The organism is Agrococcus sp. ARC_14, assembly GCF_022436485.1.
Taxonomy (GTDB): Bacteria; Actinomycetota; Actinomycetes; order Actinomycetales; family Microbacteriaceae; genus Agrococcus.
This window is the reverse complement of the sequence record NZ_JAKUDO010000001.1, coordinates 1,447,809-1,465,220: the sequence shown is the minus strand read 5'-3', so window position 1 is coordinate 1,465,220 and position 17,412 is coordinate 1,447,809. Positions and strand designations below refer to the sequence as shown.

Sequence of the window (17,412 nt, the reverse complement as noted above, 5' to 3'; positions counted from 1 at the left end):
ACATGCACACCATCACGATCGACGACCTCGTCCTGCCTGCCAGCTGGGATGACGCATCCGACGCAGGCGAGACCTTCCGCGCCGCCGCCGCGCACGCCGACCGCGTCGGTGACGCCCGCTACGGCGCCGGCGTCACGACCCTCACGCTCCCCGAGCGGCTCGCCGCGTGGCAGTCGACCGACGCCGAGCGCGTGGAGCGGGCCGTCGTGCGCGCTGGCGACCGGGTGATCGCCGCGAGCGCCGTCTGGCTGCCGCAGCTCGAGTCGACCGACATCGGCGACCACATGCTCACGCTCGAGCCGGATCTCCCCGATGCCGACCGCCGCGCCATCCTCGAGGCGCTGCTCGACCACGTCGAGCGCATCGCGGCGGCGTATGGCCGCACGACGCTGATGGGCGGCTCCCCCGCGCGTGCCGACGGAGCGCTCACCGCAGCGACCGGCTTCGGCGCCGTCGACCCCGACGAGCCCGAGGCCGCCGCGCTCATCGCCCGCGGCTACGCGCTCGAGCAGGTCTACCGCATGAGCGTCGCCGACCTGCGCGAGCTCGAGCCCACGCTCGACGAGCGGTGGTCGGATGCGTCGGCCGCTGCCGCGCAGGCGGGCTACGACACGGTCGCGTGGTCGGGCCCGACGCCCGCCGAGCACCGGAGCGCGATGCGCACGCTGCACGAGCGCATGTCGACGGATGCGCCGGTCGGCGGGCTCGCGCTCGAGCCCGAGGTCTGGAGCGACGAGCGCCTGGCCGAGTTCGAGCGGTCGAAGACCGAGGGAGGCCGCACGATGCGCACCGTCGTCGCGCGCCACATCGCCTCCGGCGAGCTCGCGGGCTTCACGAGCCTGTTCGTCGGCAGCGGCGACGTCGCGCGGCAGCACGACACCCTCGTCAGCCGCGACCACCGCGGGCGCCGGCTCGGCATGCTGCTGAAGCTCGCCAACCTCGTGCAGCTGCGCGATCACCACCCGACGCATCCGCGTGTCAGCACCATGAACGCCGAGGAGAATCGGCACATGCTCTCCGTCAACGAAGCCACCGGGTTCCTGCCGGTCGGCTATGAGGCCGTCTGGCAGCGGAAGGACGCAGCATGACCATCGAGCTCCTCGACGTCGCGATCCCCGATCGGTGGGACGAGGAGTCGGAGACCGGTCGGCGGATGCGCGACTACGTGGATGTGCGCAACGCCGTCGTGGTCGACACCTTCGACGGCGACGAGAGCGTCGCGTTCTCCTACCGACAGGCGTGGGCGAACTGGCGCAGCCAGGAGGGCATCGAGGATGTGCTCCGTGTGCTCGCGCTGGACGACGGCGAGCCGGTCGGTCGTGGCTACGCCGCGCGCGGCCTGCTGGAGGCGCAATCGATCGGCGAGCTCGACGTGCTCGTGCTGCCAAACGCCCGCCGTCGGGGCGTCGGCGCCTCGCTCGCCGACGACATGATCGGCCGCATGCGCGAGCGCGGCGTCACGACCTTCCAGGCCTGGGTCACGCATCGCCCCACCACCGACGCAGACCCCGGCCCGCAGCTCACGCCGCCCACGGGCCTCGGCAGCATCGCCGCCGACACGTCGCAGGTGCGGATGCTGCAGCGCTACGGCTTCGCCCTCGAGCAGATCGAGCGCATGAGCGAGCTGCGGCTGGCGACGGCGAGCACCGCGCTCGCCGACCATCGCGCCGAGGCCGAGGCCCTCGCGCTCCCCCGCTACCGGATCGAGACCTGGGAGGGGCGCACGCCCGCCGCGCGGCTCGAGCCGCTCGCCGCGCTGCACGCGCGCATGTCGACCGACGCGCCAGCCGCCGCCCTCGACCACGAGGAGGAGCGCTGGGACACCGAGCGCCTCAGCAGGTACGAGGACGCCCAGATCGAGGGCGGCCGCACGCTGCTGCGCGCGGTCGCCATCGAGGAGGGCACGGATGCCGTGGCCGCGTTCACGACGCTCGTGAGCTCCGACGGCAGCGCCGCCCGCGCGCAGCAGGCCTGGTACCAGCACGACACCCTCGTGCACGCCGAGCACCGCGGACAGCGCCTGGGCATGCTCGTGAAGGCGGCGAACCTGCAGGCGCTGCTGACGCACGCCCCCGCCGCAGTGGTGCGCACGTGGAACGCGAGCGAGAACACCCACATGCTGGCCGTCAACGAGGCGCTCGGCTTCACCCGCATCAGCGACGAGGGTGTCTGGCAGCGGAAGGACGAGGCATGAGCACGCCGGGCGCCGGGCGGCCTGCCCACGATCGGCCCGAGCTCGATGGGCGCACGCTCGATGCGCCCGAGCTCGAGTGGCACCGCCTCGTCGCCCCAGCAGATGCCTTCGACGAGCCTGCGCTGTCGCTGATCGCGCGCTACGTCGCGACCGCCAACCGCGTGACGCAGGCGTTCTGGGGCGACGACGGCCACGACACCACCGTCGACGAGCTCCTCGCCTCGCTGCGGCACGTCGAAGACGACATCACCGAGCGCTTCCTGGTCGTCGCCGAGGGACGCGACGTCGGGCGCGCCATCGCATCCATCGCCCGTGACGAGGGCGCGTCGGTCGCCTACCTCTCCGCCTGGGTGGTGCCGGAGGCGCGCGGCCGTGGCATCGGCCGCGCCATCGCCGAGCGCATCGAGCAGGTCGCGATCGGGCTCGGCGCCACGACCCTGCAGGCATGGGTCGACCACCGCGCGCCGGTCGAGGGCGGCGAGGCGATCCCGGCAGCGACCGGCCACGGTGCGCTTGCCGCCGATCCGGCCGCACGGCTGGCCGTCTCGATGGGCTACGCGCTCGAGCAGGTCGACCGCATCTCCGAGCTCGACGTCGAGACGGCGCGGCGCACGCTCGAGGCGCACAGGGCGGATGCCCTGGCGCACGCGGGCGACGCCTACGAGCTGCGCTCGTGGGCAGGCGCGACGCCGCCGGAGCTGCTCGATGCCATGGCCGTGCTGCACGCCCGCATGGTCACCGACGCGCCGAGCGCCGACCTCGAGGTCGACGACGAGCGCTGGGACGCCGCGCGCCTCGGCCGCGTGGAGGCCGAGTGGGCGGAGGCCGGCCTGACTGCGCTGCAGGCCGTCGCGATCCACCGCGCGAGCGGCGAGGCAGTCGCCTTCACGGTGCTGCTGCTGCCGGCGCCCGGCAGGCCCGCCTTCCAGGAGGACACCCTGGTGCACGCCGACCATCGCGGCCACCGCCTCGGCATGCTCGTGAAGACCGAGAACCTGCTGCAGCTCGGCCGGCTGCACCCCGACCGCACCCGCATCGTCACCTGGAACGCCGAGGAGAACCGGCCGATGCTGCGCGTCAATGAGGCGCTCGGATTCGTGCCCATCGGTGCCGAGGGAGGCTGGCAGCGCCGCACTCCTCCGCCGGTCGAGGGTCAGCCACGGGCCGCGTCTCGAGACCGCACAGCATCGGCTGACAGCATGGAGGCATGAGCGACACCGACGTGCCCGCGACCGACGCATCCGCCGACCTCTCCGCATCCGCCGACCTCTCCGCATCCACCGATCTCGCCGCAACCGTCGACCCCACCGCATCCACCGACGGCCTGGCCGTCGAGCTGCGGGCCGCCGTCACGAGCGGGCTCACCCGCCCGCGTGCCTACCGCGAGCAGCAGCTCGACGCGCTCATTCGCATGCTGCTGCAGAACGTCTCGCTCTGGGAGACGGCCCTCGCGCAGGATCTGGGCAAGAGCCAGATCGAGGCGCACATGAGCGAGATCGCGTTCACGGTCGGCGAGGCGAGATCGGTGCGGCGCAAGCTGTGGCGCTGGATGCTGCCCACGCCCGTGCCGATGCAGCTCGCCCTGCAGCCCGCGATCGGCAGGACCGTGCCGGAGCCGCTCGGCGCGACGCTCGTGATCGCGCCGTGGAACTACCCGGTGCAGCTCGCGCTCGGCCCGCTGATCGGCGCGATCGCGGCGGGCAACGCCGTGGTGCTGAAGCCCTCGGAGGTGGCGCCCGCGACCTCAGCGCTGCTGGCCAGACTCGTGCCCGCCTACCTCGACGCGCGCTCCGTGCGGGTCGTCGAGGGCGGCGTGCCCGAGACGACCGCGCTGCTGGAGCAGCGCTGGGACCTCATCTTCTACACCGGCAACGGGCAGGTCGGTCGCGTGATCGCGGCAGCGGCGGCGAAGCACCTCACGCCCACCGTGCTCGAGCTCGGCGGGAAGAGCCCCGTCTACGTGCACCGCTCCGCCGACATCGCCGGGGCCGCGCGCCGCATCGCGTGGGGCAAGTGGCTCAACGCCGGGCAGACGTGCGTGGCGCCCGACTACATCCGCGTCGACCGCGAGGTGGCAGACGAGCTCGTCGAGCAGCTGCGGCAGGCGACCGCCGAGCAACTGGGCGACGCCCGCAGCTCCCCCGATTACTCCCGCATCGTGAACGGCAAGCACCTCGAGCGACTGCGGGGCCTGCTCTCAGGCGGCACCGTCGTCACCGGCGGCGACACCGATGCCGACGAGCGCTACTTCGCACCGACCATCCTCACCGAGGTCGACGAGGATGCGCCGGTGATGCAGGAGGAGATCTTCGGCCCGATCCTGCCGGTGCTGCCGGTCGACGGGGTCGACGGCTTCATCGCGTCGATGCGGGAGCGCGACAAGCCGCTCGCGCTCTACCTGTTCGCGAGGGATCGCGAGGTGGTGCGGCGGGTCGAGCGCGAGACCTCCTCTGGGGCCCTGGGCGTGAACGTCGCGGTGGCGCACTCCGCGGCGCGCTCGCTGCCCTTCGGCGGCGTGGGCGAGAGCGGGATGGGCAGCTACCACGGGCACCACTCGTTCGAGGCGTTCAGCCACCGCAAGGCGGTGCTGTCGAAGTCGACGACGATCGACACGCTGCGGCTGCTCTACCCGCCGTTCTCGCAGCTGCGCGGCGAGATCGTCAAGCGCATCGCCGGCTGACGCCCCCAAGCCCAGCCGATCCCCGATCCGCGATCCCGCCGCTCGCCGCAAGCCGCTCGCCGCAGGCCGCTCGACGCGCCGCGCACAACGCAAGCTCTGCAGCCCGCGATGGCTGCTTTCCGGCCCAGTCCGGCCCAACTGCCGCCGAACGCCCGCCGACGGCTTGCGTTGTGCACACGGCAGGGAGCAACGGGGCCCCAGTCCCTCGGCTCTGGACTCAGCCACTCAGCGCTTCGGCGCCACGTGCTCCGTCGCCCAGGCCACGAGCGGCTGCAGGTCGTCGACGGTGTCGAACACCGCGTCGAGCAGGGCGGGCCCCACCGCATCCGCCTCCGTCAGCTCGCGCCGCGCCGTGAGCCACTTGAAGCGCAGCAGCGCGATGCGCGGGTGCTCGGGGTCGACGCCGCGCGGCGCCGTCTTCAGCTGCTCGCCGCCCAGATCGTAGCCCGCCTGCTCGAGATCGGCGACGATCTGCTCCAGCTCGGTGCCGGCCCCGACAGCCTCGACCGCGGCGCGATAGGCCTTCGTGAACGAGGCGTCACCGAAGAAGCCGCCGCCGAGCGAGACGCCCGTGGCGTCGAGGTTCAGGTACCAGCCGATGCCGGGCGCACGCTGCGCGAACATGCCCTGCCGGGTCTTGTAGGGCGTCTTGTCGTTGCTGAAGCGCACGTCGCGGTATGGGCGATAGATCTTGACCGTGTTGGCGAGCGGCTCGAGCTCCTCGGCGAGCGCCTCGAACGGGGCTCGGACGTGCTCGTCGTAGCGCGGCTTGTTGTCGAGCCACCAGGCCCGCTCGTTGTGCAGCTCGAGGTCGCGGTAGAACGCGAAGGCCGCTGGCGTGAATCCTGCGAAGACCATCGATCCAGCCTACGCCGCGGCAACCGCACCCATCCGCCGCGACTGGGGCACCTGTGCCCGACTGGGGCTGGCACGCCGGCCCCAGTCGGGCACAGGTGCCCCACTGGGTGCGCGAGGCGGCGCAACCTACTGGCCCGCGCGCCGCGTCCACCTTCGGAACCAGCGGTACTGTCGCCGTATGCGCCGTGCGACACCCATCGTCTCCGCCATCGTCGCTGGGCTGGCGCTCGCTGCCTGCACGAGCACCACACCCCCCGAGCCTTCCGCCTCAGCGGCCGTAATCAGCGACGCCACAACCTGCGAGGCCTTCGGCGATGTGCTGACGATCACGTCGAACGCCGACATCGCGCGCGACGAGGGGCGCATCGAACAGGTGGAGCACAGCGGCTGGTACCGGCTGGCGACGCGAGTGCTGGACCGAATCCCGACGACCGGCGAGGGTGCAGTGAACGATGTCATCGTCGCGCTCCGTGACGCGGCGCCTCCTATCGCTTCCGGTGCCGCTGCAGCTGGCGGCATCGGCTCGACCGCATGGGACGAGGCCCTCGCAGCACTGCTGCCTGCTTGCCAGGCTGCAGGGTCTGATCTCGCCGTAGAGGGATTCACCGGAGGGTAGGCGGCAATGGGCCGCACCGACCCAGGAGCCGTCCGGGCGAAACCTACGGACGAGCGAGACCCCTCGGCCGCCGCTGGCACCGCGGGCAGCGCGTCGACGAGCGGTTCGCCCAGGGCTCGCGCACCATGAGCGTGCCGCAGCGCGGGCAGGGCAGCCCGCCGCGGCCGTAGGCGTTGAGGCTGTGCTCGAAGTACCCGGCCTGGCCGTTCACGTTCACGTACTGCGCATCGAACGAGGTGCCGCCCTCGGCGAGCGCCTGGTCGAGAACGTCGCGCACGTCGGCGAGCAGCCCGAGCGCTCGCGCCTGCGTCAGCCGCTGCCCGGGCGTCGCGTAGTGCAGCCGGCTGCGCCACAGCGCCTCGTCGGCGTAGATGTTGCCGATGCCCGAGACCAGCTGCTGGTCGAGCAGCGCGGCCTTCACTCCCTGGCGGCGCAGTCGCAGGCGGCGGGCCACGGTGGATGCGTCGAAGTCGGGGTGGATCGGATCGAGCGCGATGTGGGCGGCTTGGTCGGGCACGCCCTGGCCATCCTCGGTGGCGCGCATCGGTCGCACGGCCAGCCCGCCGAAGAGCCGCTGATCGGCGAAGCGGATCTCGAGCTGCCCCCTGCCGGCCGGGTGCAGCGCCGGCTGATCGAGCAGCAAGCGGATGCGCGTGTGGCGGTCGGCCGGTGCACCGGGCTCGCGCACCAGCACCTGACCGGACATGCCGAGGTGGGCGAGGAGCGCATGACGCGGGCGATGCGCGTGGAGCGCATCCGACCCACCAGCCTCCGGCTCGACGACGAGCGGAATCCAGAGGAACTTGCCTCGGCGTGCGGGCGCTTCGAGCGTGCGGCCGACGAGCGCGGCCTCGAACGCGGCGGCGTCGCCGTCGTGGCGGCCGATGGAGCGCGCGTCGAGCACCTCGACGCCGTCGATGCGGGCACCGGTGACGGCAGGCGCGAGGCCCGCGCGCACGACCTCGACCTCCGGCAGCTCGGGCATCGTGGTGGTCGTCAGCGCTGCTCGGTGAGCTGCGCGTGCGCTGCGAGCGCTGCCGCCATCTCGGCGACCTTCTTGCTGGTGCCCGTGCCGGTCGCGACGGCGGCGTCGTCGATGTGCACGGTGGCAGTGAAGCTGCGGGCGTGGTCGGGGCCCTCTGCCTCGATCTCGTAGGAGGGGGCACCCTTGCCGAGAGCGGCGGCGACCTCCTGCAGCGCGGTCTTCGGGTCGAGCGCGGCGCCCGTGCGACCCGGGTCATCGAGCAGCGGGCCGACGAGCCGCAGCACGAGCTGCGCAGCGGCAGTGTGCCCGGCGCTCAGGAACGCGGCGCCGAAGACGGCCTCCATGGTGTCGGCCAAGATCGACGCCTTGTCGGCGCCACCCGAGGCTGCCTCGCCCTTGCCGAGCAGGATGTATTCGCCCAGCCCGAGGATCCGCGCGACCTCGGCGAGCGCGACGGTCGAGACGACGCCGGCGCGACGCTTCGCGAGCTCGCCCTCCGTCGCGTCTGGCAGGCGCCCGTAGAGCTCGATCGTGATGGCTTGGCCGAGGATCGAGTCGCCGAGGAACTCGAGGCGCTCGTTGTGCGGCACTCCGCCCTGCTCGTAGGCCCACGAGCGATGCGTCAGGGCAAGCACGAGAAGCTCGGGGTCGATGTCGACCCCGAGCTGCTCAAGCAATCGGCTCAGCTGCGCGGTGCGCGCACGAGCCGCTGCGTCTGTCTGTTCCGTCACGCGACGGCGATCCTCGTGAGAGGGATCAGACGTCGGCGACCTTGCGGCCCTTGTACTCCATGTACAGCGGCGTGCCGGCCGAGTCCTCGACGACCTTCGCGCGGTGCGGGAGGCTGTAGACGGTCTTGCCGCCCTCGATGGTCTTGACCAGCTTGGGCGCTTCGGCCTTCCACTGCGAACGGCGCGCACGGGTGTTGGACCGCGACATCTTCCTCTTGGGAACAGCCATTGCTCACTCCTTCTTCGACGCCTGGGCGTCATCTTCCGACGTGTCGTCGGATACGTCTTGTTGGAATCCCTGCAGCGCAGCCCATCGCGGATCGATGGTCTCCTCCGGCACGTGATCGGTGCCAGGCTCGAGCCGCTCCCCTGTCTCTGGATCGAGCCCAGAGCAGTCCGGTCGGTCGACCGGTTGGAACGGCAGCGCCAGCACAACCACATCCCGAACCACCGAAAGCATGTCGACGGTGTCGTCGACAACGAGGTAATCGGATTCCGACGCACCATCATACGTGAACAGCTCCAGGAAGTCGACATCGACATCCAGGTCGAACTCCGTGAGGCAGCGCGCGCAGGTCGCGAGGGCCGTCACCCCGGCGGTGCCGGTGGCGAGGATGCCCTCGTGCACGCTCTCGAGGCGCAGCACGAGATCGATGGGCTGCTCGGGCAGCACAGTCGCGAGACCCTCGCCGATCTTCTCGCCGAAGGGCGCGGTCGCGTAGACCTCGCGCATCTGTCCGGGCTTCCGCGCGATCTCGCGCACAGAGATCACGAACGGGTGGGGGGTGGCCATGCACCCAGTCTACGGGCGGAGCCGCAGGTCGGGTTCTCCACAGGTCTACCTCTGGGTCGCTCGCGTGTCAGTGGCCGCTGATTGACTGCCTGCATGACCACGGATGGCCTGGACGCGGACGACTACATCGCCGCGATCCGCGCCGGTGCCGTCGACCCCTTCGGCCACACGGCCGACGAGCTGCAGGAGTCGCTCGAGGCGTTTGACCGCGACCTCACCGAACGCCTCATGGCGCTCTCGGATGCGGAAGTCGAGGAGGTCGTCGCCGGTCGCATGGCGCTGCCGCCGCTGCCGGGCCCTGTCGAGTCGGAGCACCTCGCTCGGCAGCGTGCGGAGTCGGCGTACGTGGGACACGCTCGCGCCCTGCACGTGCAGCGCGCCAGGATCGAGGCCGAGGAGCGGGAGCTGCTGGCGGCCCGCTTCGCGCGACTGCGCGAGGAGCCGGGCGTGCTCGACACGAACCTGCGCGAGGCGGCCTCGAGCCTCGCGGTCGAGCTGCACCTCTCGGATCGCACGATCGAGCGGCGCATGACCGACGCGTGGCACATCGTCTCCGAGCTGCCGCTGACCCACGACGCACACAAGGCCGGCCGCATCACGGCGGGCCACGTGCGCACGATCTCCGACGCGACCCGGGCGCTGCGCATCGACAGCGGTGTCGGCGCCGACGATCGGGCGCGGGTGGAGGCCGAGCTGGTCGCGGTCGCCGAGGTGGCCACGCCCGGGCAGCTGCGCTCGAGGGCGAAGCGGATCGTGGACCGCATGCTCACGGCGCCGCTGCAGCAGCGCCACGAGGTGGCGCGCGAGACGCGCTCGGTGGGCCTGTTCGATGCCGGCGATGGCATGGCCGATCTCTGCGCGCGCGTGCCGGCCGCGTTCGGTGCCGCGGTGCTCGACCGGCTCAGCCAGGCTGCCCGCGGCAAGCCGAAGGACGACCCGCGCACGTTCGACCAGTTCCGTGCCGACGCCTTCATCGAGCTGCTGCTCACCGGGCAGACGCCGCTCGATGCGACCGGCATCAACGCGCTGCGAGCCACGATCACCGTCACCATCCCCGCCACGGCCCTGCTGGCGGACGAGCAGCCCGAGCCCAGCTCGGAACTGCGCTTCCCTGCCCTGCTCGACGGCGACATCCTCGTCGACGCCGCCACGATCCGCTCGCTCGCCGCCGACACGGTCACCTGGCAGCGGCTCTTCCTCGACCCCGTCAGCGGGATCCCGATCACGGTCGACACCTACACGCCCTCCCGTGCCATGCGTCGCTGGCTGCGCGCACGCGACGGCCGCTGCCGCTGGCCCGGCTGCACCAACCCCGTCTCCCGCGCCGACCTCGACCACACCGAAGACTGGGCCAAGGGCGGCCGCACCAGCCTCGTGAACCTCGCGCACCTCTGCAGACGACATCACACGATGAAGCACGCCACCGCCTGGACGGTCGAGCAGCTCGAGCACGGCATCCTCGAATGGACCAGCCCACTCGGCGTCATCATCCGCGACGAGCCCGAACCCCAAGGCCCCCGATTCATCGACACGACCGCGAACGACGAACCGCTCTGGGGGCCGGTCGTCTGCACCGAACCCAGCCTCCCCAACGCACCACCGGTGGCGCTCCCGTTCTGACACCCGGTGCGGCTCGAAGGCCTCGACGCCACCGACCCCGCGCGGCGCAAAAATAATTCGCTGAGGATTCCTGCACCTGGGTGCCATGATGCATCCGTGACAGCGTTGCGCGCGGTGCCCCTTGCACTCATCGGCTGGCTCGTGTGCGTCGAGCTCACGAGCGGCGTCCTGCAGGGCTACTACGTGACGCTCACCCCCGATATCGCGCGGCACGTCGGCGTGACGGATGCCGACGTCAACTGGTTCGAGGCCGGACAGCTGCTGCTCTCCGCCCTGATGGTGCCGGTGTTGGCCAAGCTCGGCGACATGCACGGCCACAAGAAGATGCTGCTGCTCTCGACCGCGATCACGGCGGGCGCCAGCTGGTGGATGGCGTTCGCCGGCGACTTCTGGAGCTACCTCATCGCCTTCTCGCTGCAGGGCGCCTACACCGTGTGGCTGCCGCTCGAGGTGGCGCTCATCTTCGACCGCGGCCGGCGCACCGGCGTCGCCCCCTCCGCGACGAGGCGCGCTGCCGGCCTGCTCGTCATCGCTCTCGAGGCAGGCGCGATCATCGGCGCCCTCGGCGCAGCGATGGCGTTCGGCGCATTCGGCGAGGCGATGCCACCGACGCTCATGCTGCCCGCCGCCATGGTCACCCTCTGCTTCTTCGCGATCCTCTGGGGCGTGCCGGAATCCGAGCCGCTCCCCGACCGGAAGCTCGACGCGGGCGGCTTCGTGCTGCTCGCGCTCTCGCTGCTCACGATCACCTCCGGCCTCACCTTCCTCAAGATCGGCGGTCCGGAGGCGTGGTGGGGCTGGGCCGTCATGGCCATCGGCGTGGCGCTGCTGCTGCCGTTCGGGCGCTGGGTGCTCGGCAAGGACGACCCGGCGATCGACCTGCGCGTCATGCGCCGACCCGAGATGTGGCCGGTGCAGCTCACCGCCGGCCTCGTCGGCGTCAGCCTGCTCGGCGCCCAGACACCGCTCGCGACCTACGCCGGCACCGATCCATCGCTCGGCTACGGCCTGGGGCTCGACGCCAGCGGGCGCTCGATCCTGATCGGCGTCTACCTGCTCTCGCTCATCGTGGGGGCCGCGACCCTCACGGTGCTCTCCGCGCGCATCCGGCCCCGCCTGCTGCTCATCGCCGCCGCGACGCTCGTGGGCGTCGGCTACCTGCTGCTCGTGCCCTTCCACCTCGAGATCTGGCAGGTCTTCGCATGCATGGCGATCGCCGGCATCGGCTCGGGTGCGCTCGTGGGCGCGCTTCCCGCCGCAGCCGCCGCAGCCGCCCCGCGCGGTCAGACCGGCGTCGCGACCGCCATGACCAACACCACCAAGACGATCGGCGGCTCGTTCGCGTCATCGATCTTCGCCATCGTGCTCGCCGTCGGCGCCATCGGCACCGCTGCCAGCATCGGCGGCTACATCGTGGTCTGGATCATCTGCGGCGTCACCGCGCTGGTCGCCGCGGTCGGCCTCGTCGCCGTGCCGAAGCTCGCGTTCGCCGACCCGGAGCCGGTGCCCGAGTCCACGCCTGCCACCCGGCCCTGAGCGCGCCCACCGGCTACGCTCACGGCGTGCTCCCTCCCGAGTTCGTCGACATCCCCGGCGGCACCCTCCACCAGCGCGACGCCCGCACCGGCACCGAGCGCGACGTGGAGCTGCGTCCGTTCCGCCTGGGCAGCACGACGCTGGCGCGCGCCGACGGCATGCCGATGCACGGCATCCGCTGGAACGACGCGATCCGGCTGTGCAACACGATGTCGGCGGATGCGGGACGCACGCCGGTCTACGACGTGACGGGCGCGCACGTGGCCTGGGACGCATCCGCCGACGGCTACCGACTGCCGACCGAGGCCGAGTGGGAGCACGCGTGCCGCGCAAGCGCCGCGACGGCTGCCCCGGCGCCGCTCGCCGCCATCGCGTGGACCGCAGGCGACGGCATCGATGGCCCGCAGCCGGTCGCAGGCAAGGAGCCGAACGCCCTCGGGCTGCACGACATGCTGGGCAACGTGTGGGAGTGGTGCTGGGACTACGCCGATCCGGCGCGCTACGCCGACTACCGCAGCCTGCGCGGCGGCGGCTGGGCCGACCGAGCCTTCAGCGTGCGCGCATCCGTGCGGCGCGGCACCGCTCCCGATGCGCTGCTGGAGGACGTGGGCCTGCGCATCGCGCAGGGCGCCGTCGCCGAGCCTGGTGCGAGCGCTGCGCAGGGCTGGTCGGCCGCCGCCGATCGCGAGCGCGCCGACATCCGCGGCCCGCTGCCGGTCGGCTGGACGCCGCTGCGCGAGCTGCTGGACTGACGGTCAGCCCTTGGCGACCAGCGGGCCCTTGTGCACCATCCAAGGATGCGTCTGCGCGACCGGCTTGATGATCGTCTCGTCGACCGAGACGTGGCCGGGCAGCGCCAGGATGTCGGTCATCACCCGCGCGACATCGTCGGCCGAGAGCGGATCCTGCACGTCCTTGTAGACCGCATCCGCCTTCGCCTGATCGCCCTCGAATCGCACGAGGCTGAACTCCTCGGTCCAGACCATGCCGGGCGCGACCTCCATGACGCGGATCGGCTCGCCGTGCAGCTCGAGGCGCAGCACATCGACGAGCTGCTTCTCGGCCGACTTCGCCGCGTTGTAGCCGGAGCCGTTCTTGTAGGCGACCGTGGCCGCGATCGAGGTGACGACCATGATCTCCGCATAGCTGCCATCGGCCGTGGATGCGCGCAGCAGCGGCAGCACGGCGTCGATGACGCGCTTGGTGCCGATCACATTGGCCTCGAACATCCAGCGCCAGTCGTCGATCGTCGTCTCAGCCAGCTCCGCCGCACCCTTCGCACCGCCCGCGACCTGCACGAGCCCCGTCGGGCCGAAGGCCGCGGCCGCCTCGGCGAACGCCGCGACAGCGGCCTCGTCCGTGAGGTCGGCGACGAACGTCTCGCAGCCGATGTCGGCCGCGAGCGCCGCGAGCCGCTCCTCGCGCCTGGCGACCGCGAGCACCTGCCAGCCGCGCGCGACCGCCTGCCTGGCGACGGCCTCACCGATGCCGCTCGACGCTCCCGTGATGATGATCCGCTTGTCGCTCATACCGCCATGCAAGCATCCGAGGCACGCACCTCGCCACTCCGCGCGAGTGTTACGTCGTGCGACCTGCCGCGCTGGCAGTTTCCGGATGCTCGCACCAGACTCGAGGAAAGGCTTCAGACCGTCCCGGTGCAGCCGGGCCCAGCAAGGAGAGATCATGAGCGACTGGAAGTTCGAGACCCTGCAGGTCCACGCAGGTGCACAGCCCGACCCGACCACCAAGGCGCGCATCACGCCCGTCTACCGCACCACCTCCTACGTGTTCGACAACGCCGACCACGCAGCCCGCCTGTTCGGCCTCGCCGAGTTCGGCAACATCTACTCGCGCATCATGAACCCGACGAACGACGTCGTCGAGCAGCGCCTCGCCGCGCTGGAAGGGGGCAGCGCCGCCCTCCTCCTCGCATCCGGCCAGTCGGCCACCACCTACTCGATCCTCAACATCGCGAACGCCGGCGACCACATCGTCTCCTCGTCGTCGATCTACGGGGGCACCTACAACCTGTTCCAGTTCACGCTCCGCAAGCTCGGCATCGAGGTCACCTTCGTCGAGGATCAGGACGACCTCGACGAGTGGCGCCGCGCCATCCGCCCCAACACCAAGGCGGTCTTCGCCGAGACCATCGGCAACCCGCGCATCAACCTGCTCGACATCGCCGGCGTCTCCTCGGTCGCGCACGACGCGGGAGTGCCGCTGATCGTCGACAACACGATCGCCACGCCCTACCTGATCCGCCCGCTCGCGCACGGCGCCGACATCGTCGTGCACTCGGCGACGAAGTTCCTCGGCGGCCACGGCTCGGTCGTCGCCGGCGCCATCGTCGACGGCGGCACCTTCGAGTGGTCGAAGTCCGACAAGTTCCCCGGCCTCACGCAGCCCGACGAGTCGTACCACGGCGTCACCTTCACCGAGGCGCTCGGCGACGCGATCGCCTACATCATCAAGGCCCGCGTCACGCTGCTGCGCGACGTCGGCGCATCCGCCTCCCCCGACTCCGCCTGGCAGCTGCTGCAGGGCATCGAGACGCTCTCGCTGCGCCTCGACCGCCACGTCGCGAACGCCACGGCGGTCGCGCAGTTCCTCGAGGGGCACCCGCAGGTCGCCGGCGTGCACTACGCCGGCATCCCCTCGAGCCCCTGGCACGAGCGCGGCAAGCAGCTCGCGCCGAAGGGCACGGGCGCAGTGCTCTCGTTCGAGCTCGTCGGCGGCGTGGAGGCCGGCAAGGCGCTCGTGGAGTCGCTCGAGCTCTTCAGCCACCTCGCCAACATCGGCGACGTGCGCTCGCTCGTCATCCACCCCGCATCCACCACGCACGCGCAGCTCACGCCCGAGCAGCAGCTCACCGCCGGCGTCACGCCGGGCCTCGTGCGCCTGTCGGTCGGCATCGAGCACGTCGACGACCTGATCGCCGACCTCAGCACCGGCCTCGCGGCCGCGGCGGAGAAGGCGCAGTCGCTCGAGGCCTCCGCGGCCTGACGACAGACGGAGAGGGCGGGCATCGTGGACTGGCAGCTGAGCGACGACGCGCAGCCTGCCTCCAGGGTGCCCGCCGCCCGTCTGATCGACCCCGTCTCCGGCGCGCCCGGCTCGATCGAGGCGAGGCCCGTTCCCGTCACGGGCGCCTGGCGTCCGGGCGACGACCCTGGCGATCGATCCTTTGCCCGGATCGGCGATGTCGATGTCGAGGCGGGCGGGACGATCGCGGATGCGGTGGTCGCCTACGAGACGTGGGGCGCGCTCAACGAGGCACGCGACAACGCGGTGCTCGTGCTCCACGCGCTCACGGGCGACAGTCACGTGCGCGGCGCCGCGGGTCCCGGTCACACGACCTCCGGATGGTGGGAGGAGGTCGTCGGGCCTGGGCTCGCGATCGACACCGAGCGGCACTTCGTCGTCGCCCCGAACATGCTGGGCGGCTGCCAGGGCACGACCGGCCCGGCCTCGCTCGCAGCCGACGGGATCGAGTGGGGCTCCCGCTTCCCCCGCGTGACCGTGCGCGACCAGGTCGAGGCGCAGCGACGGCTCGCCGACCGCCTCGGCATCGAGCGCTGGCGCGCCGTCGTCGGCGGCTCCATGGGCGGCATGCACGCCCTCGAATGGGCGATCGCGCACCCGGAGCGCGTCGGCGCAACGGCACTGCTCGCCTCCAACGCGGCGACGAGCGCCGACCAGATCGCGCAGAACACGCTGCAGATCGAGGCGGTCACGACCGACCCCGGCTGGCTCGGCGGCGACTTCTACGACCTCCCGGGCCACGCCGGACCCGCCCGCGGCCTCGCGCTCGCCCGCCGCATGGCCATGCTGGGCTACCGCTCCCAGCAGGAGCTCAACGAGCGCTTCCAGCGCGAATGGCAGTCGAGCGTCGACCCGCTCGCCGGCGGGCGCTTCCAGGTGGAGTCGTACCTCGACGTGCACGGCAACCGCTTCACGCGGCGCTTCGACGCCGGCAGCTACGTGCGGCTCGTCGACGCCATGACCACGCACGACGTGGGTCGAGGCCGCGGCGGCGTCGAGGCGGCGCTCGAGCGCGTCAGCTCACCGACGCTCATCGTCGGCATCTCCAGCGATCGGCTCTTCCCGGTCGCCGATCAGCAGCGCCTCGCCGCGGGCATCGCCACCAGCACCTCCGGCAGCGACCCGATCGTGCTCGAGAGCGGATTCGGGCACGACGCCTTCCTCATCGAGTCCGGTCGCGTGGGCGACCTGCTCGCGACGCTCATCGACTGAGAGCGCATAGGGACCTCGCCGCGCTGCCCGCACGAGCATCCACACCGCTCCCACCAGGATCCCCACGTGCACGAGGTTGCGCAGCGTCAGCAGCAGCACTCCGAGCGGATCGGCGACCACGAGCCAGTCGTAGGTCCAAGGGAACTGCAGCTGCGTCAGCACCGCGACGAGCCCGATCGCCCCGACCCCGATCCAGTGCCGTCGCGCCCCGGCCTCGGCCAGCAGCACCGCCGGCACCGTGAGCCACAGCACGAATTGCGGCGAGCCGACCTTGTTCGTCACGATCATCGCCGCGACGAGCGCGACCGCCAGCCAGACGGTCGCCTCGCTGCCGTGCGAGCGCCGCACGGCGATGACGCCGAGCACGCACAGCGCCAGGACGGCAGCGACGAGCACGGGCGTGGCGAGATCAGCGACCCGCCCGACGCCGTCGAAGTCGACCTGGAAGGTGTAGATCTGCCGGTCGAAGTAGACGTAGGCGTCGCCGAGCGATGCCAGCCACATGAACGGCGTCGCCGCGACCGCCTCGATCTGCAGGCCGCGATCCTCCTGCTGGAACAGGAATGACAGCCCGTGCGGCGAGCCCAGCAGCGCCGCCACGAGCAGCACCGCGCCTGACACGAGCGCACCCGCGGCCAGGATCCGCAGCCGCTGCTTGCGCGCGATCAGCAGCGCCAGATAGAGCACGCCGGGCCACACCTTCATCCATGCCGCGACCGTGAACGCCGCGGCCGCCCAGCCCGGCCTCCCCTGCCGCAGCACCGCGAGCCCGATGATGCAGATCGCCACTGCGACCGTGTCGATGCGCCCGAGCGCCACCGGCCCGAGCGCGAGCTGCAGCCCGAGCCACACCCATGCGAGCACGTGCCCCCGAGGCACCCGCAGCAGCATCGCGAACGCGACCGCGTCCAGGGCCGTGACCATGAGCATCCAGACGACCGGCAGCGCATCCGGCCCCAGCACGTTCGAGACCAGGATCGGTGCCCACGCCAGCAGTGGGTAGACCCACTCGACGTCGATGCCGAACCACTGGCCCGCGAGCCCCTGCTCCACCCAGAAGGGGTAGACGGTGAGCACGTCGCCGTACGCATCGGAGACGCTCGGCACGTTGAGGATCGCGAGCAGGGCGTGCACGCCGCCGAACG

General features: G+C 71.7%; 16 protein-coding genes and 1 pseudogene. 10 read left to right on the top strand and 7 right to left on the bottom strand.

Annotated elements, in window-relative coordinates:
- Positions 1–2: 2 nt before the first annotated feature.
- From MKD51_RS07260 to MKD51_RS07245, 4 genes are read left to right on the top strand one after another with little or no spacing between them, the layout of a single operon-like run.
- Positions 3–1,088 carry a GNAT family N-acetyltransferase gene (locus MKD51_RS07260; protein WP_240239664.1) on the top strand — a complete coding sequence of 362 codons (1,086 nt, stop codon included), beginning with the start codon at positions 3–5 and terminating at the stop codon, positions 1,086–1,088.
- The gene (locus tag MKD51_RS07255; RefSeq protein ID WP_240239663.1) at positions 1,085–2,194 is read left to right on the top strand and encodes a GNAT family N-acetyltransferase; all 1,110 of its coding nucleotides are present in this window, start codon (positions 1,085–1,087) and stop codon (positions 2,192–2,194) included. The genes MKD51_RS07260 and MKD51_RS07255 overlap by 4 nt, the downstream gene beginning before the upstream one ends.
- Positions 2,191–3,405 carry a GNAT family N-acetyltransferase gene (locus MKD51_RS07250; protein WP_240239662.1) on the top strand — a complete coding sequence of 405 codons (1,215 nt, stop codon included), beginning with the start codon at positions 2,191–2,193 and terminating at the stop codon, positions 3,403–3,405. Before MKD51_RS07255 ends, MKD51_RS07250 begins: the two co-directional genes overlap by 4 nt.
- Entirely contained in the window at positions 3,402–4,874 is a 1,473-nt protein-coding gene (locus MKD51_RS07245) for an aldehyde dehydrogenase family protein (RefSeq protein WP_240239661.1), read from the top strand. Before MKD51_RS07250 ends, MKD51_RS07245 begins: the two co-directional genes overlap by 4 nt.
- Before the next feature lie 225 nt (positions 4,875–5,099).
- Here MKD51_RS07245 and MKD51_RS07240 read toward each other — a convergent pair whose 3' ends face one another.
- Positions 5,100–5,732, bottom strand: a complete 633-nt coding sequence (locus MKD51_RS07240; RefSeq protein ID WP_240239660.1) for a DUF2461 domain-containing protein — start codon at positions 5,730–5,732, stop codon at positions 5,100–5,102.
- Here MKD51_RS07240 and MKD51_RS07235 point away from each other — a divergent pair.
- Positions 5,713–6,348, top strand: coding sequence for a hypothetical protein (locus MKD51_RS07235; protein WP_240239659.1), 636 nt, complete (start codon positions 5,713–5,715; stop codon positions 6,346–6,348). The two genes, MKD51_RS07240 and MKD51_RS07235, sit on opposite strands and share 20 nt — an antisense overlap.
- A gap of 43 nt (positions 6,349–6,391) precedes the next feature.
- Here the strand turns inward: MKD51_RS07235 and mutM are convergent, their stop codons facing one another.
- From mutM to MKD51_RS07215, 4 genes are all read right to left on the bottom strand, one after another.
- Entirely contained in the window at positions 6,392–7,333 is a 942-nt protein-coding gene (gene mutM / locus MKD51_RS07230) for a bifunctional DNA-formamidopyrimidine glycosylase/DNA-(apurinic or apyrimidinic site) lyase (RefSeq protein ID WP_240239658.1), read from the bottom strand.
- A gap of 11 nt (positions 7,334–7,344) precedes the next feature.
- Positions 7,345–8,019: a ribonuclease III gene (gene rnc, locus MKD51_RS07225; protein WP_240240865.1), complete on the bottom strand. Its 675-nt coding sequence runs from the start codon at positions 8,017–8,019 to the stop codon at positions 7,345–7,347.
- Between the two features lie 70 nt (positions 8,020–8,089).
- Positions 8,090–8,293 (bottom strand): 50S ribosomal protein L32, encoded by a 204-nt coding sequence (gene rpmF, locus MKD51_RS07220; RefSeq protein WP_092918636.1) that lies wholly within the window; start codon positions 8,291–8,293, stop codon positions 8,090–8,092.
- Positions 8,294–8,296: 3 nt separating this feature from the next.
- Positions 8,297–8,857 (bottom strand): YceD family protein, encoded by a 561-nt coding sequence (locus MKD51_RS07215; protein ID WP_240239657.1) that lies wholly within the window; start codon positions 8,855–8,857, stop codon positions 8,297–8,299.
- Positions 8,858–8,950: 93 nt separating this feature from the next.
- Between MKD51_RS07215 and MKD51_RS07210 the strand changes: the two genes are divergently transcribed.
- The 3 genes from MKD51_RS07210 to MKD51_RS07200 all read left to right on the top strand — a co-directional run bounded on the left by MKD51_RS07210 (position 8,951) and on the right by MKD51_RS07200 (position 12,765).
- Entirely contained in the window at positions 8,951–10,477 is a 1,527-nt protein-coding gene (locus tag MKD51_RS07210) for an HNH endonuclease signature motif containing protein (RefSeq protein ID WP_240239656.1), read from the top strand.
- 96 nt (positions 10,478–10,573) lie between these two features.
- Complete coding sequence (locus MKD51_RS07205; protein WP_240239655.1) at positions 10,574–12,013, top strand: MFS transporter; 1,440 nt, start codon at positions 10,574–10,576, stop codon at positions 12,011–12,013.
- A 26-nt stretch (positions 12,014–12,039) separates the two neighbouring features.
- Entirely contained in the window at positions 12,040–12,765 is a 726-nt protein-coding gene (locus tag MKD51_RS07200) for an SUMF1/EgtB/PvdO family nonheme iron enzyme (protein WP_240239654.1), read from the top strand.
- A 3-nt stretch (positions 12,766–12,768) separates the two neighbouring features.
- On the opposite strand, the gene MKD51_RS07195 is transcribed toward MKD51_RS07200, so the two are convergent.
- Positions 12,769–13,542 carry an SDR family oxidoreductase gene (locus tag MKD51_RS07195; protein WP_240239653.1) on the bottom strand — a complete coding sequence of 258 codons (774 nt, stop codon included), beginning with the start codon at positions 13,540–13,542 and terminating at the stop codon, positions 12,769–12,771.
- Between the two features lie 154 nt (positions 13,543–13,696).
- Between MKD51_RS07195 and MKD51_RS07190 the strand changes: the two genes are divergently transcribed.
- Positions 13,697–15,016, top strand: coding sequence for a bifunctional o-acetylhomoserine/o-acetylserine sulfhydrylase (locus tag MKD51_RS07190; RefSeq protein ID WP_240239652.1), 1,320 nt, complete (start codon positions 13,697–13,699; stop codon positions 15,014–15,016).
- Positions 15,017–15,040: 24 nt separating this feature from the next.
- A complete protein-coding gene (locus tag MKD51_RS07185; protein ID WP_240239651.1) occupies positions 15,041–16,267 on the top strand; it encodes a homoserine O-acetyltransferase in 1,227 nt (408 codons plus the stop codon).
- Positions 16,268–16,564: 297 nt separating this feature from the next.
- Here the strand turns inward: MKD51_RS07185 and MKD51_RS07180 are convergent.
- Positions 16,565–17,320, bottom strand: a pseudogene (locus tag MKD51_RS07180) (glycosyltransferase 87 family protein); the annotation flags it as partial.
- Between the last annotated feature and the right edge of the window lie 92 nt (positions 17,321–17,412).

What these genes read in the sequence shown, in the direction of transcription:
- MKD51_RS07245 (WP_240239661.1), top strand. Translation starts at nt 3,402, where the DNA reads ATGAGCGACACCGACGTGCCCGCGACCGACGCATCCGCCGACCTCTCC.
- MKD51_RS07255 (WP_240239663.1), top strand. Translation starts at nt 1,085, where the DNA reads ATGACCATCGAGCTCCTCGACGTCGCGATCCCCGATCGGTGGGACGAG.
- MKD51_RS07190 (WP_240239652.1), top strand. Translation starts at nt 13,697, where the DNA reads ATGAGCGACTGGAAGTTCGAGACCCTGCAGGTCCACGCAGGTGCACAG.
- mutM (WP_240239658.1), bottom strand. Translation starts at nt 7,333, where the DNA reads ATGCCCGAGCTGCCGGAGGTCGAGGTCGTGCGCGCGGGCCTCGCGCCT.
- MKD51_RS07240 (WP_240239660.1), bottom strand. Translation starts at nt 5,732, where the DNA reads ATGGTCTTCGCAGGATTCACGCCAGCGGCCTTCGCGTTCTACCGCGAC.
- MKD51_RS07195 (WP_240239653.1), bottom strand. Translation starts at nt 13,542, where the DNA reads ATGAGCGACAAGCGGATCATCATCACGGGAGCGTCGAGCGGCATCGGT.
- MKD51_RS07250 (WP_240239662.1), top strand. Translation starts at nt 2,191, where the DNA reads ATGAGCACGCCGGGCGCCGGGCGGCCTGCCCACGATCGGCCCGAGCTC.
- rpmF (WP_092918636.1), bottom strand. Translation starts at nt 8,293, where the DNA reads ATGGCTGTTCCCAAGAGGAAGATGTCGCGGTCCAACACCCGTGCGCGC.
- MKD51_RS07215 (WP_240239657.1), bottom strand. Translation starts at nt 8,857, where the DNA reads ATGGCCACCCCCCACCCGTTCGTGATCTCTGTGCGCGAGATCGCGCGG.
- MKD51_RS07210 (WP_240239656.1), top strand. Translation starts at nt 8,951, where the DNA reads ATGACCACGGATGGCCTGGACGCGGACGACTACATCGCCGCGATCCGC.
- MKD51_RS07260 (WP_240239664.1), top strand. Translation starts at nt 3, where the DNA reads ATGCACACCATCACGATCGACGACCTCGTCCTGCCTGCCAGCTGGGAT.